General features: G+C 56.6%; 20 protein-coding genes. 10 read left to right on the forward strand and 10 right to left on the reverse strand.

The window, feature by feature from the left end:
- Positions 1-134 precede the first annotated feature (134 nt).
- From J4D97_RS10215 to J4D97_RS10230, 4 genes are all read left to right on the forward strand, one after another.
- The gene (locus tag J4D97_RS10215) at positions 135-944 is read left to right on the forward strand and encodes a chemotaxis protein CheB (RefSeq protein WP_208307489.1); all 810 of its coding nucleotides are present in this window, start codon (positions 135-137) and stop codon (positions 942-944) included.
- 3 nt (positions 945-947) lie between these two features.
- The gene (locus J4D97_RS10220; protein WP_208307490.1) at positions 948-1148 is read left to right on the forward strand and encodes a hypothetical protein; all 201 of its coding nucleotides are present in this window, start codon (positions 948-950) and stop codon (positions 1146-1148) included.
- A 368-nt stretch (positions 1149-1516) separates the two neighbouring features.
- Positions 1517-1744 (forward strand): hypothetical protein, encoded by a 228-nt coding sequence (locus J4D97_RS10225; protein WP_185284039.1) that lies wholly within the window; start codon positions 1517-1519, stop codon positions 1742-1744.
- A 575-nt stretch (positions 1745-2319) separates the two neighbouring features.
- Positions 2320-4512 (forward strand): bifunctional alpha,alpha-trehalose-phosphate synthase (UDP-forming)/trehalose-phosphatase, encoded by a 2193-nt coding sequence (locus tag J4D97_RS10230; protein WP_208307491.1) that lies wholly within the window; start codon positions 2320-2322, stop codon positions 4510-4512.
- Between the two features lie 106 nt (positions 4513-4618).
- Here the strand turns inward: J4D97_RS10230 and J4D97_RS10235 are convergent, their stop codons facing one another.
- The 3 genes from J4D97_RS10235 to J4D97_RS10245 form a co-directional block, all read right to left on the reverse strand.
- Positions 4619-6421, reverse strand: coding sequence for a glycoside hydrolase family 15 protein (locus tag J4D97_RS10235; protein ID WP_208307492.1), 1803 nt, complete (start codon positions 6419-6421; stop codon positions 4619-4621).
- A 196-nt stretch (positions 6422-6617) separates the two neighbouring features.
- Complete coding sequence (locus J4D97_RS10240) at positions 6618-7472, reverse strand: YsnF/AvaK domain-containing protein (protein ID WP_208307493.1); 855 nt, start codon at positions 7470-7472, stop codon at positions 6618-6620.
- A 39-nt stretch (positions 7473-7511) separates the two neighbouring features.
- Positions 7512-7943 (reverse strand): YsnF/AvaK domain-containing protein, encoded by a 432-nt coding sequence (locus J4D97_RS10245; protein ID WP_208307494.1) that lies wholly within the window; start codon positions 7941-7943, stop codon positions 7512-7514.
- Between the two features lie 396 nt (positions 7944-8339).
- On the opposite strand from J4D97_RS10245, the gene J4D97_RS10250 reads away from it, so the two are divergent.
- Together J4D97_RS10250 and J4D97_RS10255 are read left to right on the forward strand one after the other, a co-directional pair.
- Positions 8340-10658: a hypothetical protein gene (locus J4D97_RS10250; protein WP_208307495.1), complete on the forward strand. Its 2319-nt coding sequence runs from the start codon at positions 8340-8342 to the stop codon at positions 10656-10658.
- Positions 10659-10872: 214 nt separating this feature from the next.
- Entirely contained in the window at positions 10873-11751 is an 879-nt protein-coding gene (locus tag J4D97_RS10255) for a membrane-binding protein (RefSeq protein ID WP_208307496.1), read from the forward strand.
- Between the two features lie 181 nt (positions 11752-11932).
- Here J4D97_RS10255 and J4D97_RS10260 read toward each other — a convergent pair whose 3' ends face one another.
- The 5 genes from J4D97_RS10260 to modA all read right to left on the reverse strand — a co-directional run bounded on the left by J4D97_RS10260 (position 11933) and on the right by modA (position 15957).
- A complete protein-coding gene (locus tag J4D97_RS10260) occupies positions 11933-12337 on the reverse strand; it encodes an STAS/SEC14 domain-containing protein (protein ID WP_208307497.1) in 405 nt (134 codons plus the stop codon).
- Between the two features lie 44 nt (positions 12338-12381).
- Positions 12382-13242 (reverse strand): DNA-formamidopyrimidine glycosylase, encoded by an 861-nt coding sequence (mutM, locus tag J4D97_RS10265; protein ID WP_185284047.1) that lies wholly within the window; start codon positions 13240-13242, stop codon positions 12382-12384.
- 253 nt (positions 13243-13495) lie between these two features.
- The gene (locus J4D97_RS10270) at positions 13496-14350 is read right to left on the reverse strand and encodes an ATP-binding cassette domain-containing protein (RefSeq protein WP_208307498.1); all 855 of its coding nucleotides are present in this window, start codon (positions 14348-14350) and stop codon (positions 13496-13498) included.
- Positions 14347-15021 carry a molybdate ABC transporter permease subunit gene (modB, locus tag J4D97_RS10275; protein ID WP_208307499.1) on the reverse strand — a complete coding sequence of 225 codons (675 nt, stop codon included), beginning with the start codon at positions 15019-15021 and terminating at the stop codon, positions 14347-14349. The genes J4D97_RS10270 and modB overlap by 4 nt, the downstream gene beginning before the upstream one ends.
- A gap of 168 nt (positions 15022-15189) precedes the next feature.
- Complete coding sequence (gene modA, locus J4D97_RS10280; protein ID WP_208307500.1) at positions 15190-15957, reverse strand: molybdate ABC transporter substrate-binding protein; 768 nt, start codon at positions 15955-15957, stop codon at positions 15190-15192.
- Positions 15958-16193: 236 nt separating this feature from the next.
- Between modA and tkt the strand changes: the two genes are divergently transcribed.
- The 4 genes from tkt to J4D97_RS10300 all read left to right on the forward strand — a co-directional run bounded on the left by tkt (position 16194) and on the right by J4D97_RS10300 (position 23689).
- Complete coding sequence (gene tkt, locus J4D97_RS10285) at positions 16194-18245, forward strand: transketolase (protein ID WP_208307501.1); 2052 nt, start codon at positions 16194-16196, stop codon at positions 18243-18245.
- A gap of 227 nt (positions 18246-18472) precedes the next feature.
- On the forward strand, positions 18473-21283 hold the full coding sequence (locus J4D97_RS10290) for a bifunctional transaldolase/phosoglucose isomerase (RefSeq protein WP_208307502.1): 2811 nt from the start codon (positions 18473-18475) through the stop codon (positions 21281-21283).
- Between the two features lie 126 nt (positions 21284-21409).
- Entirely contained in the window at positions 21410-21763 is a 354-nt protein-coding gene (locus J4D97_RS10295; RefSeq protein WP_208307503.1) for a spore germination protein GerW family protein, read from the forward strand.
- Between the two features lie 279 nt (positions 21764-22042).
- Complete coding sequence (locus J4D97_RS10300; RefSeq protein WP_208307504.1) at positions 22043-23689, forward strand: MutS-related protein; 1647 nt, start codon at positions 22043-22045, stop codon at positions 23687-23689.
- A gap of 242 nt (positions 23690-23931) precedes the next feature.
- Here J4D97_RS10300 and J4D97_RS10305 read toward each other — a convergent pair whose 3' ends face one another.
- A complete protein-coding gene (locus J4D97_RS10305; protein ID WP_208307505.1) occupies positions 23932-24168 on the reverse strand; it encodes a hypothetical protein in 237 nt (78 codons plus the stop codon).
- A 130-nt stretch (positions 24169-24298) separates the two neighbouring features.
- Positions 24299-24541: a hypothetical protein gene (locus J4D97_RS10310; protein ID WP_208307506.1), complete on the reverse strand. Its 243-nt coding sequence runs from the start codon at positions 24539-24541 to the stop codon at positions 24299-24301.
- Positions 24542-24655 lie beyond the last annotated feature (114 nt).

Genomic DNA, 24655 nt, shown 5'->3' on the forward strand with positions numbered 1-24655 from the left:
AACGCGTCCCAGGGCACAGAATCGACAAATTTCAATTAAAAATAAGTTAATTCGACATAGCCCGCTTGTGGTTTTGGTGCGTAGTATACAACCGCCCTGCGCCTGGCGTTCTATCTTAACCTTTTACGTTTTCCGTGGCTGCTCCTTCTTATCTTATTGTTATTGGCACTTCCGCCGGTGGTATGCCGGCTCTCACGCGCCTAGTAGCGCAACTTCCTGCTACGCTTCCGGCAGCCGTATTGGTAGTGCAACACCTGGCCCCCGACTCGACGGGCCAGCCCCTGGTGCACAGGCTGTCCATGCACACCTCCCTGCACTGCCAGCTGGCAGTAGACCAAACGCCTTTGCAAGCAGGTACCCTCTACCTAGCCCCGCCCGACCGGCACCTGCTCACGCACGAAGACCGCATACTGGTTACCAAAGGCCCGCACGAAAACAACTACCGCCCGGCCGCCGATGCGCTATTTCGCTCGGCCGCCGTGGCTTTCGATTCCCATGTCATTGGCGTGGTCCTAACGGGTATGCTGCACGATGGTACCGCTGGCCTTGACTTTGTGAAGCGTTGCGGCGGCACTGCCGTGGTGCAAGACCCCGCCGACGCCGAGTTTGCCAGCATGCCCGAAAGCGCCCTGCGCCACGTGGCCGTCGATTACGTGGTGCCCATCAGCCAGATGGGGGCACTGCTGATGGATTTGGTAGGTCAGCAGGTCAGTAAACCGGAGCATCGCCCACACATTCCGCACGACTTACAACTAGAAGCGGCTATTGCCGAGCGTGTTATGGGTACAGTAGACGAAGTTAGTGAGATTGGGCACCAATTACCCCTCACGTGTCCCGGCTGCGGTGGTAACCTGTGGAAAGTGAACGAAGGCAGCGTGCTGCGCTTTCGTTGCCACACTGGCCACGCCTACACCGCTGAGTCCTTGCTCGAATCTTCGCAGTAGGAAATGGAGGAAACGCTGTGGGTGGCCTTGCGCATGATGGAAGAGCGCAAAAACCTACTCAGCAATATGGCTAGCCACGGCGAAGGGTACTGGAGCGCCCAGCAGGAAGAACGCATCGAAGAAATAAAACGCCACATCAACCGGCTGCGCGAATTTTTGCTGAGCGGTAGTGAAAATACTAGTTCAGCTGCGAGAAAAGTATAGTCTACTGCTGTGGCTATAAGCAGCATTTGCAATGTGTTGCGGAATACACTCATCTTTAGCTACTACTACTGAACTACTTAGATATATTTATCTCAAGTATATCTAAGTAAGCTGTAAGCGTATTTTTCATCTTTTCAGATAGCAGCGTCATTAAAAAATTGTCTTTCAACCATTCAGCATAACTATTACACGCATTGACGTAATAATAAAAAACAAGAGAAGAAACCGCAGGCGTAATCTTGTGCAAACCATATCATTCATACATCTATTAATTAATTTATTTTTTATTATTACCACTCAGGAACTAACACTATATTTGTCACGTAACATTTACAACACGTTAATTTAAACTCACAACTTAACTCATAATGGCAACCATGGATATTGCCCGCCTGCAGGAAATTGTTGATAATGCCGCCACCAACGAGCAATTACTCAATCAGATTCGCAAAAACGTTACGAAAGTAAATTCGCTGCTAGAAGAGCTAAACGAAATGCTACAGCCCGGCTACACGCCTACCGCCAAGGAGCGTAAGCCTCGTGCTGAAGGTGCCCGCAAGCCTGGCCGTCCGCGCAAAGCCGAAACTGCCGAGTAATTTATCCGGCCCCTGTTTTTAAAAGTCCGATTAGCTGCCGCTAATCGGACTTTTATTTTTAGTGCTACTGGTTCATCTACCCCAAGCTACACTCCGCTACAACTGTACCACAGCAATTAACTCATGAAATGCGGGTTACTTGCTTGTGTACTCTGACAGCAGGATATTCTATACCGCGTAAGGACAATAGTATTTTTCTCTATTGAAAAAATGTTGACAGATTTTCAATGCTCTACTCATGTATAGCACATCACCCCTAAAAATCAATAGTCTTCTTTACCTACGACCACTGGAATAACTGCACCACACAGGACAGTCGTGCAGCAAAACACAGCACGATAGTATTATTGACGATTACAGTAGTACTATAGTAATTTCTGTTGTATTCTGTGAGTAGCAATAAGATCAGCCATTATACCAAAAAACAGAATTACTGCGGTGTTGACTTGTGCCTGATGACCTTACCCTAACCTATCGTTTGTAATAATCGTTATTCCCATTCGGTAATAAACAATTCTACTCCGTACTACTTATTACTTGAATGCCTACTCTTTCTTTCACCAAGCTTTCTTTCTATGTCGCGTACTATTATTGTTTCTAACCGTTTGCCTACCAAAGTACAGCGCACCGACGACGATCTGGCTTTTACACCCAGTGAAGGCGGATTGGCGACGGGGCTGGGCTCTATTTACCGGGCCGAGGGCAACGTCTGGATCGGCTGGCCCGGCCTGGTAGCAGACGACGAAACGGAGCGGCAGCAGATTACCACCAAACTACAGGCCGACAGCATGCAGCCGGTCTTCCTGAACGACGACGAAATAAAGGGTTTTTACGAGGGGTTCAGCAACGAAACGCTGTGGCCTACCTTCCACTACTTCAGCCAGTATGCCGTATACAATGAGCAGCACTGGGAGACGTATGTGGCCGTGAATCAGAAATTCTGTGATGCCGTGCTGGAGGCAGCCGGCGACGATGATACCATTTGGGTACACGACTACCAATTGCTGCTACTGCCGCAAATGCTACGCAAGGCCCGGCCGCACAGCACCATTGGCTTTTTCCTGCATATTCCGTTTCCGTCGTATGAGTTGCTGCGCGCCCTACCCTGGCGCACGCAATTACTGGAAGGCATGCTGGGCGCTGATCTGATTGGCTTCCACACCTTCGGCTACATGAGGCACTTCCTCAGCTCGGTGTCGCAGTTGCTGGGCTACCCCAGCCAGAACGGCCGCCTAGAGTTGAAGAATCGTACGGTGCTGATTGATGCTTTCCCGATGGGCATTGATTATGAGCGCTACGCTAATGCCGCGGCCTCGGAGGTGGCGCAGGAGCACGAGCAAAACTACCTGGCGGCCCTACCCAACGCCCGCATCATCCTATCCATCGACCGGCTCGACTACACCAAGGGCATTGCCCAGCGGCTGCGGGCCTTTGAGCTGCTGCTCCAGCGCTACCCCGAATGGCAGGGCCGCGCTACGCTGATTATGCTGGTAGTGCCCTCGCGCGACCAGGTAGCGCAATATCAGGAGTTGAAGGAGGAGATTGACGAGTTGGTGGGCCGCATCAATGCCGACTACCGCACCATCACCTGGAACCCGATTCATTATTTCTACCGCTCCCTACCCCTGGAAGAGCTAACGGCCCTGTACCGCATGGCGGAGGTAGCCCTGGTAACGCCCATCCGCGACGGGATGAACTTGGTATCCAAGGAGTTTATTGCCAGCAAGGCCGACCATAGCGGTGTGCTGATTCTGAGTGAGCGGGCCGGCGCCGCCCGCGAGCTGTCCGACGCCCTGCTCATCAACCCCTCCGACATGAACCAGCTAGCCGAAGCCATGCATGAGGCGCTGGAAATGCCCGAGGAGGAGCAGAAAATGCGCCTAGCCAACATGCAGGCCTTGGTGCAGCACTACAACGTTTACCACTGGACGGAGCTGTTTATGAATCGTCTGGCGTATACTAAAATCAAACAGATGACCCTCGCCACCGAAATGCTGGATGCGACGGAAGCCACCACGCTCCGCCAACAATATACTACCGCTTCGCAACGCCTGCTGCTGCTCGACTACGACGGCACGCTGGCGCCCTTCCACCCCAATCCGCAGAAGGCGGCGCCCTCGGCGGAAATACTGGAAACCCTGACTACGCTGAGCGCCGACCCGCACAACCGCGTGGTGATTATCAGCGGGCGCGACCGGCAGACGCTGCAAAAATGGCTGGGCCATTTGCCCGTCGATTTCATTGCCGAGCACGGCGTATGGCTGCGGGCCGCGGGCCAGGACTGGACACTGTTTCAGCCCATGCGCAACGACTGGATGAAGGAAATCCGCCCTACCCTAGAGCTGTATGTGAGCCGCACGGCGGGGTCATTTATCGAGGACAAGGACTTTTCGCTGGTGTGGCACTACCGCCGCGCCGATGCCGAGCTAGCTGCCGTGCGCGTGCGCGAGCTTATCAGCCACCTCAGCTTCCTGACCAGCAACAGCGACCTGCAAGTGTTGGAGGGCAACAAAGTGATTGAGATTAAGGCTGCCGGCCTCAACAAAGGCACCGCCGCCGCCCGTTGGGTGGCCACCTACCAGCCCGACTTCATCCTGGCTATCGGCGACGACCGCACCGACGAGGATACCTTCGGCGCAATGCCCAAAGATGCTTTCACGATTAAGGTAGGCCGTAACAGCCGCTCGTTGGCGCGCTTCCACGTGCCCGGCACCACAGAGGTGCAGGAGCTACTGCAAAGCCTGGCAGAGGTGAGCGTGCCGCAGTAGTATCACTGATAAAAAAGCTGTTGGCCGTTAGCTGATAGCTGTTAGCTTTCTATCTCTTAGAGAAGCTAACAGCTATCAGCTAACGGCCAACAGCTTTTTTATAACCCTACAAGAAGTTCGGGCGGTCCAGCTTTTTGGAGATGCGGTAGGCGGCGTTTACCAAGCCCACGTGGCTGTAAGCCTGCGGGAAGTTGCCCCACTGCGAGCCGGTTTTGGCGTCTACGTCTTCGGAAAGCAGGCCCAGATGGTTTGTGTACTTGAGCAGCTTTTCAAACTCGCGTATGGCTTCATCGAGACGGCCGACGGCGGCCAGGGCCTCTACGTACCAGAAAGAGCAAATTAGGAACGTGGTTTCGGGCGTGCCGAAGTCGTCGGCGTGGCGGTAGCGATAGAACAAGCCTTCAGGCGTCATCAGCTCCTTTTCCAACTCTACCAAGTGCTGGCGGGCTTTTTCGGAAGCTGGGTCGAGGTAGCCCATCAGGATCAACTGCATAGTGCTGGCATCGAGGTGGGGTGAGCCAATGGCGTTGGTGTATACACCACGCTCCTGGTTGTAGCACTGTTCAATTTTATCAGCCGCCTCGTCCATCAACTCCTGCGCCATACGCTGTATTTCGGGGTTCTGGAAGTAGCTGGCTACTTTGCACGCCGCGTGGCTACCCGCCCAATGGAACAGGTAAGTGTAGGCGTGGTACTGCGACAACGTGCGGAACTCCCACAGCCCGGCGTCGGGCTGGTTCATGGTTTGCCGAATCAGGCGCAGGGCGTCGTAGATCAGCTTTTCGGTGTGGGTGCGTTCAAAATCGATGAAGCGCCGGTCTACGTAGAGCGGCAGCAGCGCAACCAGCACTTGCCCATACACGTCGTTCTGAATGTGCGTGTAGGCATCGTTGCCGATACGTACGGGGCGGTTGCCAAGGTAGCCCTCCAGGTCCAGTTCCTCCTCAATCAGCTTGGAAGCCCCGCTGATGCTGTACAGGGGCTGATACTTGTCCTCTACCTTGGTCGAGATATTGGCGATGTAGTGGAAATAGCGCTCCATCTCCTCGAAATGACCAATGTTGTTGAAGGCCGTGAGGATATAATAGGTGTCGCGCATCCAGCAGAAGCGGTAGTCCCAGTTGCGGCCCGAGCCAGGCGCTTCGGGTAGGGAGGTAGTAGTGGCGGCAATAATAGCGCCCGTGTCCTCGTACTGGTGCAGCTTTAGGGCTAGCGCTGAGCGAATTACGGCTGCTTGATGGAACGTGCCGATGCTCATGCTCTTCACCCACTTGCGCCAGTACTGGGTGGTTTCGCGCAGAAACCGTTCGGCGGTGCTTTCCAAGGGTGCTTCCAGCGGAGCGCCGTAGGTAAGCACTAGATAAAACGTGTCGTTCAGGACAAAATCCTGGTCATCGAGCACGTAGGTAAGGGGAATGTTGGTAGTGAGACGAATTTCTTCCTCCAAGCCCAGAAACGCAATGTGGTTGGAGCTGCGGCGGCGGCTGAGTGCCTGCTCGCCGTACTGCCCTACCGGCTGGCAGCGCACCCGCACGCGGGGCGTACCCTGCAAGGGCTCCACCTTCCGCACAAACATCAGGGGCTTGTAGTTACGTTCGTACTGCGTGAAGCGCGGGGCAAAGTCCGTGACGCGGTAGCGGCCGTCAGGGGTTTCAATCTCGGTGCACAGCACGTTGGTGTTGTCGAGGTAGTACTGGTTGCTCCGAAACTCCCCCTCGGCGGGTCGGATGCTGTACTCACCGCCTTTGTGAGAGTCAAGCAGACTACCAAACACAAAGCTGCTGTCGAAGCGCGGCCAGCACAGCCAGCGCACGGCCGTATCAGTTCCAATCAGGCCCAGGAAGGCGCAGTTGCCAATCAGGCCCATGTTGTAAGTATGGGTGCGGGAGGTAGGGGGAGGTGTGGTCATTCGGGAAAGTGAAAGGAATGGCCCGGCCACTATGGCAGGTACCTAGTGCTTTTCTAATACCGTGCAGGCTAGTGTTGGGTTGCGCAATGCGGCATTCTTACCATGCTACAGCAGTAAATCTTAGGCAATGAGCATAAAAAAGACGGCTGCAAAGCAGCCGTCTTTTCTACGTATTTATAAGGATTGGTCCTTGATTCTAGCGACGTGGGTCACCGGCAGGACGGTCGTTGTTGTTCAACTTCTCTACGTCTACTTCCGTCTTGCGCACAGTGTCGTGGATGGTTTCTTCACGCTCGGTTACTTCTTTGCCCAGCGTTACTTCTTCCACCACGCGGGCTTCTTTACCCACTACAGCGCGCTCGGCGCTTTCGGTTACTTCGATATTACCTTCTTTGAAAGCTTCAAAGTCAGCTTCCGAAGCAGGACGGTCTACCGGCTTGCGGTTTACGTTCACATGCTCCTCACGCAGACGCACACTGGCTTCCACGGGGCGCTCGATGATGCGGCTACGCAGACGGGCACCGCCCGTTTGCTCTACGCGCTTACCTACTTGTAAGTTTTCCTCGATTACCTTCGCCGACACCTGATCATTGGTGTTTTGATTGGTTGCGTTGGCGTTGGCATTCGCGTTGTTTGCGTTTGTATTCGTAGCCTTGCCCTTATAACCCGACTGCTCGGCACGCTCGTTCACGTCAACAGCGCCGCAACGGTCCAGAATTTCGGCGGCCTGGCGGGCGTTTTCGTCGGAGTGAGCGTGTACGGTTACCAACGAGCCGCTTTCGCGGGCTGCATGAGCATAGCGATTAGCGTTGTCGTCATCATCGCTGAACAGATTGCTGAAGAAGTCGCCGATGCTGTCGGTAGAGCTTTCTTCGGTGCGGTTAGTATTGCTACGGTACCGGCCGCGATTTACATCATTAGTATCGGTTGTATCGTCGTTACGCGAGGCTACGTCTACATGGTCTAGGCTGAAGCCAGCACTAGCAAGTTGTTGAGCAGCAGATTTTGCCTGGTCGGCGGTATCGAACATTCCAATTACGGTATGAGTCATTTTTTTAGGGGTTAGGTGGTGGTTAAGTATGAGAGAATGTTACTGATCAGGAGAAGCGTCAGTTGCTCCGTTGGCGGGGTAGCGCTCCACGTTCACTTCCTCGTGACGTAGCGTTACGGTTTCCGTTTCGTGGGTTTCCACTTGTTGTTTCAGAATGTGTAGTTCTTCTACAATCAGCAGACGTTTCATCACGATTTCGCGTACTACTGGTACAATGAGTGTATTGCCCTCGTATCGCGGTGTGGGAGGGGCCACGCCATCGGCCACAAACTGGTTGACGGCGACGCGCTCTACCTGCACTTCCTCGTGGCGTAGGATGACGTCTACATCCTCTTGGTGCTCGTGTACGGTTTTGGATAACCGCACCCGACCATTTTCCACTACCTCGCGGTGAATCACCGCCCTCTCCTCTATTATGGGGACTTTCGCTGACGAAAGTGGCGGCTGATTAGCAAGGTCGTTGGTAGGCATTGGCAACAGGCTTTTAACCTGGATCAGATTCTAAACTATCTGTCTTATCTTACGCGACCTCTCCTATTAAGTTATTGAAAATCAATTTACTGTTGAGTATACAGCTCTTTTTATCGATATAATTATTCTTATATATAGCCTATTCTTCTTTGGCTTGCTATCTGCCCCTATACACACCGTATCAGTCCGTTTGGTCCCTCTTCAAGGGTAGGCTAGAAGTTGGAGAAAATGACTGCGCTCCGTGGGCTTTTATGGACAATAAAAAGTTGAAATTAACTCGATGTGCAAGCCTGCCTTTCCAGTAGGAACCGGCATGTAGAGAGGTAGCAAGCCGAATTTTCTGCGCGAATCGGCCTCGTGGCCCTACCTTTGCTTGCGCTTCGGCGCTTGCTTTGTTTGTTCGCCTCTGTTCTGCTGCCCGTGCTATTGCCTACTTTGTTGCGTCGTGCCCTACGGGGCACAGGTTGGTTGTCGTTTTTTGTGCTGTTGTGGTTGTTTCCTTCTCGTAGCTGGGCCCAGCAGCCTACCAGCCCGGCCCCGGTGCCAGATGTGCCAGCCTCTACCCCTGCCCCTACTTACCGCACTAGCCAAGCACCGGCCCCAACGACAGTTAGCCCTGCGGCCACCCGTAACGCCACGCTGCTACGCGAGCTGCTGCTGCGCACCGACACCACCAACTACGCCCTCAGCCGCAACATGATTGCCGTGCAGGGCGAGCTGAACCTGTATTTCTACTACCGTCAGGAAGACGAAACGGCCGAAATTATGGCCTATCCTGTGCGCATGAACCCCAGTGCGCCGTTGCGCCTGGTGCGCTCCGCCGACTTCCAGCAGCTGGACTCGCTCACGCCGGTCAACAACGAGTACTATCGCACCAAAATTCGCTTCAAGGCCTTGACTGGGGTGCGCTACCTCAGCCTCACTTTTGCCCAAGCCAACCTCGACAGCCTGCGCGGCCCGCAATTCACCCAAACGGTGCAGCTGCTGCCTGTCACGCGCACTTCCCTCGACTTCCGCCCCACCGATACGGAGCTGTTTGTGGGCGAGGAGAAGGTGTTCGACCTGACCAGTAACAACGTAAAAAATGTGCGCGCCACCGGCGAGTGGACCCACGGCCAGGACATCGACTACCGCATAGCGCAGGAAAATGGCGGCCTGAAGCTGCACGTGCTGCCCAACGTAACGGGCACGCGCAGCATCACGCTGCGCATGCAAACCGAGCGGCCCTTTCTGATTGAGAATGGTCGGAAGCTGAGTTACTCCCTACCCCCTATCCGGCAGGAATTCACGGTGAAGAGCAGCCGCCTACGTTTCCTGAGCGTCGACAAAAAAGAGATTACGCTGGATGAAAGCTCCCGCCGCAAGGGCGTAGAAATCATCCTCGACAACGGCCGCACCTTCGACCTGAAGCACACCTACCGGGTAGAAGATCAGGAAGAAGCCGGCGGGGCACTCGTTGCTGAAATTTTCACGCGCCAGTACCTTTCCAACGACCGGGTGCTGTGCTGGCTGCGCGTATACAACACCCACCGCCAAACGGACAGCTACTTATATATAAAGGACGGTGACCAGCCCAAATACATCACCAACCTCAACATTTCGCCCAAAACCACCATTACTACGGTGAGCGTGCGGCACCGCGGCGGCGACTGGACCACCAACACCAACGTGAATCCCGGCGAAACGGTAGATGTACGCCTAGAGGGCGAGTCGCTGCTGAAGGCGCCTTTTCGCTTCGAGGATGTGCGCGTGGTTCCCTCCGACTCATCGGTGCGCTCGGAGTCGGCGGTGATTTACCGCTTGCAGGTGCCCGTTGGGATTGATAAGAAGCGCGTGGCCATTTACAACGGCAATGAAAACACGGGCCAGGGCCTGAACGTGCGCGAGTTTCAGCGCCCTCACCCGCTGGACTTCGTGAAGGTGACGTTTGGGGAGGCAGCGCGCCCCGTTACGACCCTCAACGGCCCCATCCTCTACCCCCGTACCGTGCGCGACGTGGTGTTTTCCTTCGATGCCAACGCCATCGACGCTGACCAGCAGCTGTATGGGAAGCAGTACCTCACGTTTCAGATCAGAACCCAGGACGCCAAAGGCAACCTGATTGAGATGCGCACCATTGAAAACGTGGTGGTGTGTCCCGGCGACAACTCCTTGCGGGCCGCTTTCTACCGCGACCCGCAGTGCCAGGTCGGCAACATCAACCTCAACAGCCTGCTCTCCCGCAAAACCTACGACCTCGACGATTGGGCGCACATCTACGTAACCGTGCAGCACGTGGCCAGCCAGTACGGCGACAAGGGCTACTCGCAAACGCTAGACCTAGTGTTGCAGCGTAGGGTGAAGTTTGACATCGACATTAGCTTCCCGGCCGGTTTGCTTACCAAGCAAATAAATGGCAACGGCGAGAACAACAACTATACAGCCTTTAGCGGCATCAGCCTAGCCACGCTGGCCCAGCTAACGTTTTACAATCCTAATAAAATCAACAAGCCCCGCCCTTATAAAGTAGGTGCAGGTTTCGTAGCACTCAATGCATTCAACCTGAGTCCTACTAGCAATGCCAACCGCGACTTGGGTATTGTAGTGCTCGGCTCGGTCTACCCGACCCGCAGCGACGCTAAGCTTACGTTCCCACTCTATCTTGGCGGAGGCTACTTAGTAAATGGCGGGAAATTGTTCTTCCTCTTTGGGCCGGGTATCGGCGTGCGCTTATAGCCCTACTACCTATCATACAGCGGGGCGCTTTCCAGATGGGAGGCGCCCCACTGTTTTTTGGTGTATTTTCTGTAAAAAAGGCTCGCCAGGGCAGGAAAAGTAAACGAAAAAGGTAGCGTTCTGCGTTGTATAGATAGAAGCCGATATGTCTGCCAAATAGGATTTTATGGCGTATTATTTGCCTTCTATTATCAGCCACTCAGAACTCACTTCCATGTCCTACGCCTTTTTCCGCCGCTTGGCGGGTCTTTTCCTGGTGATGGGGGTCCTGTTGACCAGCACCTCCTACGCCCAAACTTCCACCGGCCAGCGCGACGTGCTGCGCGATATTACCTCGGTGGTAGGCCTGAAACCGCGTTTCGAGTTGCAGGCTACCTCGGAGGTAGACAATGCCGCGGCCGTGGTCTACAATGGCCAGCGCTACCTATTGTATAATCCGCAGTTTGTGGCAGCCGTAAACCGCGCCGGCCGCACCGACTGGGCCGGCACCAGCATTTTGGCCCACGAAATGGGGCACCACCTCAACGGTCATACCCTCACAGGCCGCGGCTCCAACCCCGCCGATGAGCTGGAAGCCGATGAGTTTTCGGGCTTTGTGTTGCGCAAGATGGGCGCCAGCCTGGCCCAAGCGCAGGCCGCTATGGCGGTGATATCGGACGAGCACGGCTCCGCAACCCACCCTGGCCGTAGCCAACGCCTCGCGGCCATCAGCCGGGGCTGGCAGCAGTCGAACACCCAGATTGCGGCCAGTACGCGTACTACGGCTCCTTCGTCCGCGCCGGCCGTATTGCGTCCGCAGACTACGGCGCCTGCCGTGGCCCGCAACGTAGCTAACCGCACCGCCATTGTGGGCAAGCTTACTTTCCGCGACGCTCCCGATGAGCCCTTCTACCTCACCGACCGCCTGAACGTGGTGCACGTAGAGCCCGGCACCCGCACCGCCGAAGTAGTGGGCCGCATCACTCGCTCCGACGACGAGGACTTCCCTTTGATCCTGGTTGATTCTAAGCAGCGCCGCCTATACATCGATACTTCGGGAGCGGTGTACAACCCCAACGGCCGCTTGGTAGCGATGCTCACCGACGCTTCGTAAGCAAAAAGAAGGCGTAGCAGGAAATACAAAGAGCCAACCGCGTGCGGTTGGCTCTTTTGCGTTGTAAGGGCGCGTTGCACGCGTCTGTTGCGGCATATTCATCTGACTTGGCATTGAAAACTTGATTTTTCTCACCAAAACAGACGCAACGATGGGCGTGTGTAACGCGCCTCTATTGATTCTACGAGGAATACACATCTACAGTACGCGGCGAGGCCACGGCGTTTTCGCCGCGCACCCATTGCAGGGCTACCGTTTTTTCGTCGGGGTTGAAGTGCTTCACGTCGCTGGGCGTGATGACGGAGCTGAGCGCCGCCCCGGCTTTCACCAATGTATTGTCGTTGCTGACCACAGCCACGCGGTTGAAACTGGTGAAGTGCTTTACATCTTCTTTCAACTCTTCCCAGAGCGCTTTCAAAGTCACATCTTCAATGCCCTGGTATTCGAGGTAGGCGTTCACCTTACCGTACTGCTGTACCTTTTTTTCGAGGGTAGGCACCACGCCTTGGTAGTCGGCTTTGGTGAGCATGCCACCGATATAAAGGGCCAGCAGGTTTTCATCGGGATAATCAACTGCGCGAAACATAAGCGAATTCGTTAAAAGTGGAGGGGCTACTTTTTACGCTTTCCCTACCCCTGGGTTCCGCTGGCCGTTGGCTTTTCACTGGCCGTGACGGGCACTGGCTGGCATTTGGGGCAGTAGTAGGTAGCCCGACCACCCACGTATTTCTTCTCAATTTCAGTGCGCGGGTGGCGCGGGCAAAACCGGTGCTTGTCGGTACCCGGCGTGGCCGAGTCGTCCCACTCCCGCGCATGAATCAGGAACGACGCCGGGAAGTTGCGGTACGTGGCCTCCTGCTGGATAGCCGTTTTCAGCACCAGTTGAATGGACGCGTGCAGGGCTTTGAACTCCTTCTCGGTAAGCGTATTGCACAGCCGTTCGGGGTTGATTTTGGCCTGAAACAGCACCTCATCCACAATCCAGTTGCCCAAGCCGGCAGTGATGCGCTGGTCGAGTAGAGCAGGCTTCAGCAGCGTTTTCTTTTTGCTGAGCGCCGCTTGCAGCTGCTCAGAAGTGATATCGAGCGCATCGGGACCAAGCTTTTTCAGCTTCTGGTATTCGGCCACGCTGCCAGCCAGCCGGATGCGGCCGAATTTGCGCGGGTCTACAAAGGCGATGCGCATGCCGTCGGCCAGGTGTAGGGCCACGCGGGTGAAGCGCGGGGCGTCGGGGTCGTCGCGGTAGGCGCCCACGTCACCGGTCATGCCAAAGTGCAAGGCCAGCACAGTGTCGTTGTCGAGTTCGAGAAAGCAGTTTTTGCCCAAGCGACGCGTGGCCATTACCTGCCTACCCACCAAGTAGCGCCGCAGCGTGTCCTCATCGGTGGTGAGCACATGGGCGTCGCGCACTTCTACTGCCGTAATGGGTTGATGTAGAATAAGGTCATCCAGAAACCGGCGGTAGGTTTCGACTTCGGGTAGTTCGGGCACGGGCGGGAAATGGTGAGTGGTCGAATGATGCGTAAGAAACGCGCTGCCTTACTGTGGAGTTTCGCCTTTATTCAAACACTCAAATGCCTTTGCTGTAGCGGCTATTTGAATTAGCTGAAAAGATGTGTAGAGACGCATACTTGCGTCTCTTCATTGAAGAACTCGCGTCAGCACCGTTTCAGCAAACAACATCAACAACGACGAGACGCAAATATGCGTCTTTACACCGGACAATAGTTAACTCAAACAATAGCTACCTCTCCCGTTGCACGCTACCTGTTAGCACTAGCGTGTCGCCTGCTTGGTAGGGTGTGGCGGCACTTACTTCCACGGTTACTACCTCCTCTCCTACCCTTACCTGCAATGTCTGGCCGGTGGCCGAAGGCTCGGCGGCTACTACGGTGCCGGTCAGCCGGAAGTTGGGAGCTGTGTCAGTGCCGGGCAGCACCGCCGACGGCAAGCCGTTGCGCACTACCCTACCCCCGTCCAGCTCCACGGCACGGGTAGCCAGCCGCGTTATTTCGGCGTAGTCGTGGCTTACGAGCAGCGTAGTGAGCTGAAAGCGCTGGTGCGCCGCGGCCAGCGCCTGTTGCAGCCGCAGGCGGGTAGGTACGTCCAGAGCAGCCAGGGGCTCATCGAGCAGGAGCAGGCGGGGCTGCCGGGCCAGCGCCCGCGCCAGGGCCACGCGCTGCTGCTGCCCCCCCGAAAGCTGCTGCGGCCGCCGCCGGGCCAGCTCGCCTAGGTCCATTAGTTCCAACAGCTCGTCTACCAACACCTTGCCCGACGCATCAGGTAGGGCAAATTCTAGATTCTGGCGCACCGTCATGTTCGGAAACAGCGCGTAGTCCTGAAATACGAAGCCAATGCTACGGCGCTGGGGTGGTAGCCAGATACCGCTTTGCTGGTCATACCACACATCGTTTCCTACCCGTAAATGGCCGCTGGCGGGCCGGCTTAGGCCCGCCAACAGGCGCAACAGCGTGGTTTTGCCGGCGCCCGAGGCGCCGTATACGGCCACCAACTCACCGGCTGTTACGGACAGGCGCACGTCTAGCAGGGTCGGGCCGTGCGCGGTTTGCAGGGGCTTGGTGAGGTGCAGGTCAATCACAGTAGGCGGCTGGCAGAGCGTTTGGTGAAAGCGGCCAGCAGCAATAGCCCCGCGAAGGATAGTCCTACCAACACCAGCGCGTAGTGGTTGGCGCGGGCGTAGTCGAGACTTTCGGCGGCGTCGTAGATGGCGATGGAAGCAACCCGCGTCTGGCCCGGAATGTTGCCGCCAATCATCAACACTACCCCAAACTCGCCCACGGTATGCGCAAAGGTCAGCACCGAAGCACTCAGCAACGCCGGCCGGATATTGGGCAGCAGCACCCGCCACAAGGTCGTCAACCGCGACTTGCCCAGCGTGTACGCGGCCTCCCGCAACGAGCGGGGCACATTGTGCAAGGCGGCCTGCACTGGCTGCACCATAAAGGGTAGGCTATATACCAACGACCCAATTAGAATGCCGCCAAACGTGAAGTTCAGCTCCAGTCCCAGCGTGTGCACCAGGAAGTACCCTACCCCACTATCGGCACTAAAAGCCAGCAGCAGGTAAAACCCGATAACCGTAGGTGGCAGCACCAGCGGTAAACTCACCAGCGCCTCTACCACCGCCTTGCCCCGAAACCGGGCATACGCCAACCAGTAGGCTAACGGCACGCCCAGCAGCAAGAGCAGCAGGGTAGTGAGAGTAGCCAGCTTGGCGGTGAGTAGTAGGGTTTGGGAGAAGTCAGACAAAGTGGAAGCGGTATTCTTTTATGTTTTCTTAGGTTGTCATCCTGAGCGGAGCGAAGGACCTTCTCACGTTGGAGTTACTAATGAACGACTTCGTTCTGCCGTGGGAAGGTCCTTCGCTCCGCTCAGGATGACAGATAAATATGACGGACGACTTTCAAGGCTCCTACCCTACTCAAACCCATACCGCTTCAGCGCGGCTTTGGCCGGGGCGCTGCTGATAAATGCCGTGAACGAGGTAGCCGCCGAGTTGCCAGCAGCGCGCTTCATCACCACATAGGCCTGTTCCAAGGGCGTGTGCGCATCAGCGGGAATAAGATAGTAGTGCCCCTGCCGGCGTAGTTGCGGACTACGAGCCAATGACAACGCCAGCAGTCCCACATCGGCGGCCCCGGTGGTGGCGTATTGGGCCGTCTGGCTGATGTTTTCGCCTAGCACGAGGTGCGCTTTCAGCTTATCATAGAGGTGGTAGTGTTGCAGAGCCTCCTGCGCCTTCTGGCCGTAGGGGGCGTGGGCGGGGTTGGCCATGGCAATTTTATGAATGGCTGGGTTCAGCAAAGTATTCAGACCCTGCGGGCGTGGGTCGAGCTTCTTACTCCACACCACCAGTCGGCCAGTGGCGTAGCGCTGGGGCGCGCTGGCCGTGAGGCCTTGCTGGTGCAGCTTGCGAGGGTAGTTGCTATCGGCGGAGAAGTAGATATCGAACGGGGCGCCGTGACTGAGCTGCTGGTAGAATTTGCCCGAGGAGCCGTACACCACCTTTACGTGCTGTTGCGGCTGCTGGCGGCGGTAGATGGTGAGCAGCGAATCCATCACGTACTGCAAATCGGAGGCGGCGGCAATGGTGAGGGGCGCGGACGCTGCTGGCTGGGGCGGGGTAGCGCCTACCAGACACAATAGCAGCAACAGCGCAGGCAACGCGAGATGCAAACGGGACATTATACGTAGAAGCGGGGTAGTGTACGAGAACGAGCGTTGTATACACAAAGGTATAACGATGAATCTGGTTTTTTGGCTGCGCTTCTGCCCGTCAGCCCCAGGTTTTATTCATCGTTTACACGGTTTTTCCCGTACTAAGTAGTAACGTCTCTGGGCGCAACCAGCCCCCAAGGCTACTGGCAACGATGCCGGTTACTCTTCTTTTGCACCTAAATTTCTTTCAATCTTTCCGTATCATGCCCGAAAACCAACAATCCCTGGACCAGCTGAGCGTCAACACCCTACGTCTGTTATCCGTTGATATGGTGCAGGAGGCCAACTCCGGCCACCCCGGCTTGCCACTGGGTGCCGCTCCCATGGCTTATGTGCTGTGGTCGCGCTTCCTGCGCTTCAACCCCCAAGACCCCGAGTGGCCCAACCGCGACCGGTTTGTATTGTCGGCCGGGCATGGTTCGGCGCTGCTCTACAGCATGTTACACCTCTACGGCTACGATTTGCCGATGTCGGAGCTGAAACGCTTCCGGCAGATGGGCTCCAAAACGCCCGGTCACCCCGAGTCGAACCTGACGGCGGGCGTGGAAGTAACCACCGGACCATTGGGCCAGGGCTTTGCCAACGGGTTAGGCATGGCCATGACGGAGGCTTTCCAGGCCGCCACCTACAACAAGTCCGGCCACAATGTAGTCGACCATTATACTTACGTATTAGTGAGCGACGGCGACCTGATGGAAGGTATTGCCTCGGAGGCCGCCTCGCTGGCGGGTCACCTCAAGCTGGGCAAGATGATTTATCTATACGACGATAATAGCATTTCGCTCGATGGCCCTACCAGCCTCGCGTACACCGAAGACCCGATGGCCCGCTTCGACGCCTACGGCTGGCACACTCAGACGGTAGGCGACGGCAATGACTTAGACGCCATTGAAGCCGCTATCCGCGAAGCGCAAAACGAGACGGACCGCCCCTCGATTATTGCCGTGAAGACGATTATCGGCTTCGGCTCGCCGCTGGAAGGCACCAATAAGTCGCACGGCTCGCCCCTCGGCCCTGAAAACGTGCGCAAAACCAAGGAGTTCTTGGGCTGGAATCCGGACGAGAAGTTCTTTGTGCCTGATGAGGTGAAGCAGCACTTGCTGGAACCCGGCCAGCGCGGCGCCAAGCTGCAACAAGAATGGAACGAGCAGTTTGCTGCGTATAAAAAGGAATTTGAGGCCGAAGCTCAGCAGTTCGAAACCGCTTTCAGCCACGACCTACCCCAGGGTTGGGATGCCGAACTGCCTGTGTTCAAGCCCGCCGATGGCCCCTTGGCTACCCGTCAGGCTTCGGGTAAAGCCCTTACGGCTCTCAAAAAGAGCGTGCCCTACCTGTTTGGCGGTTCCGCCGACCTAGCCTCGTCCAACGAAATGTCGACTAAGGGCGAGGACAGCTTCCAGCCGGGCCGCTATGAGGACAGCAACATCTGGTTTGGGGTGCGCGAGCATGCCATGGGCGGTGCCCTCAACGGCATGGCCCGCCACGGCGGCGTGCGTCCCTACGGCGGCACGTTCCTGAATTTCTCCGATTACATGCGCGGCTCCATCCGCCTCACGGCACTGGCCCAGTCCACGGCCACGTTCGTGTTCACCCACGACAGCATTGGCCTAGGTGAAGACGGCCCTACCCACCAGCCGGTGGAGCAGGTGATTGGCCTGCGCACGGTACCCAACCTGATTGTGCTGCGTCCCGCCGACGCCAACGAAACCGTGGAATCGTGGCGCATTGCGCTTACCCAGGCTGAAACGCCGGTAGCGCTTATCCTCTCCCGTCAGAAACTGCCGGTGCTGGACCAGGAAACGATGGGTTCAGCCCGCGAAGGCGTGGCTAAAGGCGCCTACATCCTGAAAGACGCCGACAACGGCCAACCAGAGCTAATTTTGATTGGTACCGGCTCGGAAGTGTCGCTGGCCCTGGAAGCCCAGGAGAAGCTGACGCAGGAAGGCGTGGCCGTGCGCGTGGTAAGTATGCCGTCGTGGGAGTTGTTTGAGCTGGAAGAAACTGAATATCAGCACAAAGTCCTACCCCCCGCCGTGCGCAAGCGCATTGCCATTGAGGCCGGCTCACCCATTGGCTGGCACAAATACGTGACTGACGAAGGCACGACCATCAGCATGAACCGCTTCGGCGAATCGGGCCCCGGCGAGGAAGTGATGGCCGAATTTGGCTTCAGCGTAGAAAACGTTGTAAAGCAAGCCCGCGAGTTGTTGAAAGGCAACGACGTGGGTATTGAGAAGAAGGAAGTGCTGAAGTAATCTGTTATTCCGAACGCAGTGAGGAATCTGAGGAAAACAGCTACTTGCTACTCAGATTCCTCACTACGTTCGGAATGACAACTCTTCTGCCCTACCTCGGCAACGGTTTCGGTATTCTCCCTCTTAAATCCGTTAGCCTGAATATTTGGTTTTCCCTAGCTTAGCGCCGCGAACTGTCCTAACACATTTCCGGCCGGGGCTCCGGCCCCAGCTTCTACCCATTTTTTATGAACGCACTCAACAAAATCCGCGAATTCGACCAAAGCATCTGGTTGGACTTCATCCGTCGCAAAATCCTCATCAACGGTGAGTTGGTAAAGCGCATCAAGGAAGAAGATTTGCGTGGCGTGACGTCGAACCCGGCTATTTTCGAGAAAGCCATTGGCGGCAGCGACGACTACGATACCACCATCCGGGCTCTGGCTCTGCAAGGCAAATCGGCCGACGACATTTACGCCGAGCTGGCCGTAGCCGACGTGCAGCACGCCTGCGACCTGTTCCGCCCGCTCTACGACAGCCACGACAACTCCGGCGACGGCTACGTGAGCCTGGAGGTAGGCCCCAACCTCATCAACGATACTGAGGGTACCATTGAGGAAGGCCTGCGCTTCTGGAAAGCCGTAGACCGCCCCAACGTGATGATTAAGGTACCGGCTACCTTGGAAGGCCTACCCGCCATCCGCAAGCTCATCTCGGAAGGCGTGAACGTAAACGTGACGCTGATTTTTGGGCTGGAGCGCTACGAGGCCGTAGCCGAAGCCTACATCTCGGGCCTGGAAGACCGCGTGAAAGCCGGCGGCGCCATCGACAACATCAATTCCGTAGCTAGCTTCTTCCTCTCGCGCATCGATGTGCTGCTGGATCCCGTGCTAGAGAAAATGGTGGAAGAAGGCGGCGAGAAGGCCAAGCTGGCCGAGCCCCTGGTGGGCGAGGTAGCTCTGGCCAGCGCCAAGAAGGCTTACCAGCTCTACAAAGGCATTTTTGCCGGACCACGTTGGGAAGCCCTCAAGGAGAAAGGTGCCAACTCGCAGCGCCTGTTGTGGGCCAGCACTGGCAACAAAAACCCCAAGTACGACGACCTGCGCTACGTAGACGGCCTCATTGGTCCGGAAACGGTGAACACCATTCCGGTGGAAACCCTGGACCTGTTCCGCGAAAAAGGCAAAGTAGCCAACACGCTGGAAACCAACCTCGACCAAGTAGACGAAGTGCTGAACGCCCTACCCAAGCTGGGCATCGACTTGCAGGAGCGTACCCAGTTCCTGGAAGAAGACGGCGGTAAGAAGTTCAAGGAACCCTTCGCTAAGCTGATCGACTCGATTGAGAAAAAGCGCGTGCAAGCCTTGGACTTGCAGCCGGTAGAAGCTGAGATGCAACTAGGCGAGTACCAGCAAGAGGTAGACGCCAAGATTGAGGAGTATAAGAAGTCGGATTTCATCACGGGTTTCTGGAACAAGCAGGCCGACCTGTGGACGCAAGACGCTAAAGGTCAGGAGAGCATCCGCAACTACATGGGCTGGCTGCGCGTGGCCGAAACCATGATAGACGAGGTAGGCCGCCTGGAGCAGTTTGCGCAGGAAGCTAAGGCCGACGGCTTCACCCACGTAGTGGTAATGGGCATGGGCGGCAGCACCATGGCCCCCATCGTGTTCGAGAAGTCGTTCCCAAAAGGTGAAAACGGCCTCGACGTGCTGATTCTGGACACCACCAACCCTGGTACAGTACAAGAGATTGAAAAGGCTGTACCGCTGGAAAACACGCTGTTCATCGTAGCCAGCAAATCGGGCACTACGGCCGAGCCGCTGGCGTTCGGCGACTATTTCTACGAGAAGGTGAAAGCCGTAAAAGGCGAGAAAGCCGGCGAAAATTTCATCGGCATCACCGACCCCGGCTCCCCGTTCATCGAGACGGCCAAGGAGCTGGGCTACCGCAAGGTGTTCCTGAACTTCCCCGAGGTAGGCGGCCGTTTCTCGGCTCTCACGTTCTTCGGTTTGGTACCGGCTGCGCTCTACGGCATCAACGTGGGCGAGCTGCTGGCCCGCGCCGTTATCATGATGCGTGCCTGCGGTGCTTACGGCCCCAGCGACAACAACCCCGGCTTGCAGCTGGGCGCCGCCCTGGGCGTGCTGTCTACCAAAGGCCGCGACAAGCTCACGCTGGTAGTTCCTCAGTCGCTCAGCGACCTGGGCCTGTGGCTGGAGCAATTGCTGGCTGAAAGCACTGGCAAAGAAGGCAAAGGCATTTTGCCGGTTGCCGGCGAGCACCTGGGTAAGCCCGAGGTGTACGGCCAGGACCGCGTGTTTGTGTACGTGGGCTATGAAAACGAAGCCGATGAAGATAACACGCAGAAGCTGAAGACGCTGCAAGAGGCCGGCCACCCGGTTATCACTATCCGCATGAAGGATGCCTTGGACCTGGGTGCCGAATTCTTCCGTTGGGAAGCCGCTACGGCCATTGCCGGCGCGGTGCTGGGCATCAACCCCTTCGACCAGCCCAACGTGCAGGCCGCCAAAACCGCTACCGACAAAATTATGAAGGAGGTAGCCGAAAAAGGCAGCCTACCGGAGCAGCAGAAAGCTCTGTCGGAAGGCGGGCTGGATTACTACTCGGCAGTGTCGGGCAGCTCAGCTAAGGAACTGGTGCAGCAGTTCTTCGCGCAAGCGAAGGCCGGCGACTACGTATCTATCCAAGCCTACCTCACCGAATCGGCAGCGGTGAACGAAGAGACGGCGGAGCTGCGTCAGCAGATTCAGGACAAGCTGCACGTGGCTACCACGTTTGGCTACGGTCCGCGTTTCCTGCACTCTACCGGTCAGTACCACAAGGGCGGCCCCAACACGGGCTTATTCCTGCAACTGACGGCAGGCCACCCGCAGGATCTGCCCCTACCCGGCCGTTCCTACTCCTTCGGCACCCTGCAAGATGCCCAGGCCCAAGGCGACCTGGAGGCCCTGCAAAGCGCCGACCGTCGCACCCTGCACGTGCACCTCGGCGACGATGCTGCCGCAGGTTTGAAAACGCTGTTGGCTGCTTTCTAAAGTAGATTTCAGTTGAATAATAAAGAAGCCAGCGGTGTATGCCGCTGGCTTCTTTTTGTTTACTTTCTTTAGACTGTCATGCTGAGCTTGACGAAGCATGACAGTCTTTTATCAAATGATTTTCTCATGACTCCTTCTGATTCCCCTACCCTCACAGTCGCCCAAAACTTGGCCGAACAACTCAGCACTACCGTCACTGCCCGCACCGTATACGGCGAGCCTGTAGAACGCAACGGCACCACCGTGATTCCTGTGGCGCGGGTCGTTTATGGTTTTGGTGGTGGTGGCGGCGGCCGCCTACCCGAAGCAGCCGGTTCGGGCGGCGGTGGAGGCGTGGTTGTCACGCCTGTTGGGTATATCGAGATGAAGGAAGGCACTACCCGCTTCCGGCCGATTCGCAGTTCTACAGCTTCCATCATTGCCGTGAGCGGGGTCGTAGCATGGGCGCTGCTGCGGAGCCTGCCGAAGCTGTGGCGGTAGTGGCGTTGAAGGTAGCCAGACTTATTGGACTCGCCTCGAAATAATGACACTTTTTAGCTCGCTCATCTATTGTAACCAGTCTAGTAATTCTCTCTTAAACAGTACTTAAACACCAAGCTTCTATCGACGTCTGCCGGTCGGATGCCTACGGCGTCCGACCGGCAGACGACTCGGTATAAAGCCCTTTTATTAATCATTACTGCGCTACCTTTAGCGCTACTTATAATGACCAGTGGCACCACCTCACTGCCCGTGCCCTGGTAGCTACCCTATCCTCTTATGTGGACTTCTACCCGCAAGCGCTTACGCCGCTTGGAATCGGCCTGGCAACAGCCGGCTGCGCACACTCCTCGTACTCCCCTAGTGGCCCGCTACTACAACCATGTGCAGCACGAGCCCGCCTACCACCGCCTACCCGACCAAACCTGGGCCGACCTGAACGGCGACGCGCTCTTCGGTCTGCTCGATGCCACTGTGAGCCCGGTAGGCGAGCAATGCCTCTACCACCGCCTGCGCAGCCCGCTCGCCGATGAGGCTGCCCTACAGGAGTTTGACGCCGCCGCGACCCTGTTGGCGCAGCAACCCGCAGCCCGCGGGCAAGCCCTACTCGCCCTCGACCAGCTGACGGCCCCAGAGGCGTACTACCTGGTTGATTTGCTGGGCGAGGAGCCCCTGCCCGCGTTGCCCAACGTACGTTTCGCGGCGCTGCTCGCGCTGGGGCTGTTGACCACGTTGCTCGGGGGCTTTTGGCTGCCCGTGCTTTGGTTGGGCACGCTTGCGTTTGGTTGCTTCAATGCGGTGTTTCACCTTCGGCATCGCGCCCGGATTCAGCTCTATGTTCGTCCGCTGCTGCAACTGGGCCGCTTGCACCGGGCAGGGCGAGAGTTGCAGCGGGCAGCCCTACCCCTACAGCCGCTGCAACTGCTGGCCGCGCCCCTGGCCCGATTGGGAGGTATCTTACGGCAAGCGGCTTTCTTTCAGGTAGAGGATAATATGGGGCTGCTGGAACTGCTCAAGATGCTGCTGCTAGTTGACCAGCTGTTGTATGCCCGCTGCCGGGTGGCTATACAGCGGCAGGCGCCCGCCATTCGAGCTGTCTTTGAGGCCGTGGGCTATGTAGATAGCGCCTTGGCGGTGGCCAGCTTCCGCCAGCGCCATGCCACCTGCGTGCCGCACTTTGGGCCGCCTGCCGAGGGCATCCAATTGCAAGGCGGCTACCACCCGCTGGTGCCAGGGTGCGTGCCCAACGACCTCACATTGACCGAATTCGCCGTACTGCTCACCGGCTCGAATATGGCGGGCAAAACCACCTTCATGCGCACGCTGGGCATAAACGCCTTACTGGCCCAGACAATAGCCACGTGCCCCGCCACCGCTTATCGCGCCCCTTTTTGCCGGGTACTCACCAGCCTCAACTTGGCCGACAGCCTGTCCACGGGCAAAAGCTATTATTTGGTCGAGGCCGAAACCATGCGGCAACTGCTGTTGGCCTGCGACGCGGCCCCCGGCAGTTATCTGCTGCTGCTGGATGAGCTGTTCAAAGGCACAAACACGCAGGAGCGCATCGCTGCCAACAAGGCTGTGCTAGAATACTTGCAGTCCCGCAGCTGGGTAGTGGCAGCCACCCACGACGGGGAGCTGGGCACGCTTTTGCAGTCGTGCTTTATTGAGTACCACTTTTGCGAAACCGTCACGGAGGAAGACTGGTATTTCGACTACCGCCTCAAAGCGGGTCCGCTCACCACGCGCAATGCTATTCGGCTGTTGGCGCGCCTACACTACCCGGCGCAGGTGGTAGCGGCGGCGCAGGCGCTCAGCGCTACACTGGCTACGCGGGTACAGCCAAATAGCATGCACCTGACCACGCCGGCAGAAACCAGTGCTGTAGCCGATTCTGCCAGCTACGAGGAGAATTTGTTAAGCTAGAGAGTTCTTTACATCAACATTACCCTACACCGAGCTCATTCTTAGTATTTTACCACCGTGGCGGCGGTGTGGTCGGTACGCCTGTTAGCTATATCGAACTGAGAGACAGAACTACTTACTTCCGGCCTATCCGTGGCTCCACGGCTTCCATTATTGCTATGAGCTGAGTAGTAACGTGTGCGCTGTTGCGCAACCTATGGCGGAAAACATAAACCACTGTTCGCGTCAGAGCTGAGTAATGCCTACTTAAGACTGGGCTTCACACGAATAGGCATCATGCCGGGCCGGCTCGAACGGCGGAAAGCAGCCGTATCTTTAATAACAGTAAGATTTTTAGAAGCCGCTTTTCTATTGGTGCGCGGCTGATCGGAAATGATTGTCTTAGCCTTCGGTTTTGCAGCCGGCGTTGTTTGTGCGGCGGCTGATAGCGAAAGGCACAACAAAGTGCCGCCTACAAGAAGCATGGATAGGGTTTTCATAGTATTATCTTAGTTTATTTAGGGCTTCGACCGTGCCGAGTGAGTGCGTAAGCATGGCTACCACTGCGGAGCCTGCCAAAAATATACAGGTAGTTATATTGAAGTAAGGCTTACCCGATACTTCTAACTTTCACAGGATCGGAACACGTATCCGGCCATCATTTGGCTGGCTCGAACGCAGGAAGGTAGCTGTATCTCTAATAACAGCCAGATTTTTAGAAGGCACTTTCTTAGTGGTGCGCGGTTGAGAAGATGTAGTTGTTTTAACCTTCGGTTTCGGAGCTGTTTGAGCAGCGGCCGAAACCGAGATATAAAGCAGCGCAGCGCTAGCAAGGAGAATCGAGATGGTTTTCATGCGTTTGGCTTGGTTCATTGATGGAATATACGGAAACTACTCAGGTCCTCAACATAACGGGTTGAGGACCTGAGTAGTTTGCACTGCTCAACTTCTTGCGCTACCCTTCCTACTTCTCCACTTCCTGCGTCA

The sequence above is a fragment of the Hymenobacter defluvii genome (assembly GCF_017589435.1).
In the GTDB taxonomy this organism is placed as follows: domain Bacteria; phylum Bacteroidota; class Bacteroidia; order Cytophagales; family Hymenobacteraceae; genus Hymenobacter; species Hymenobacter profundi.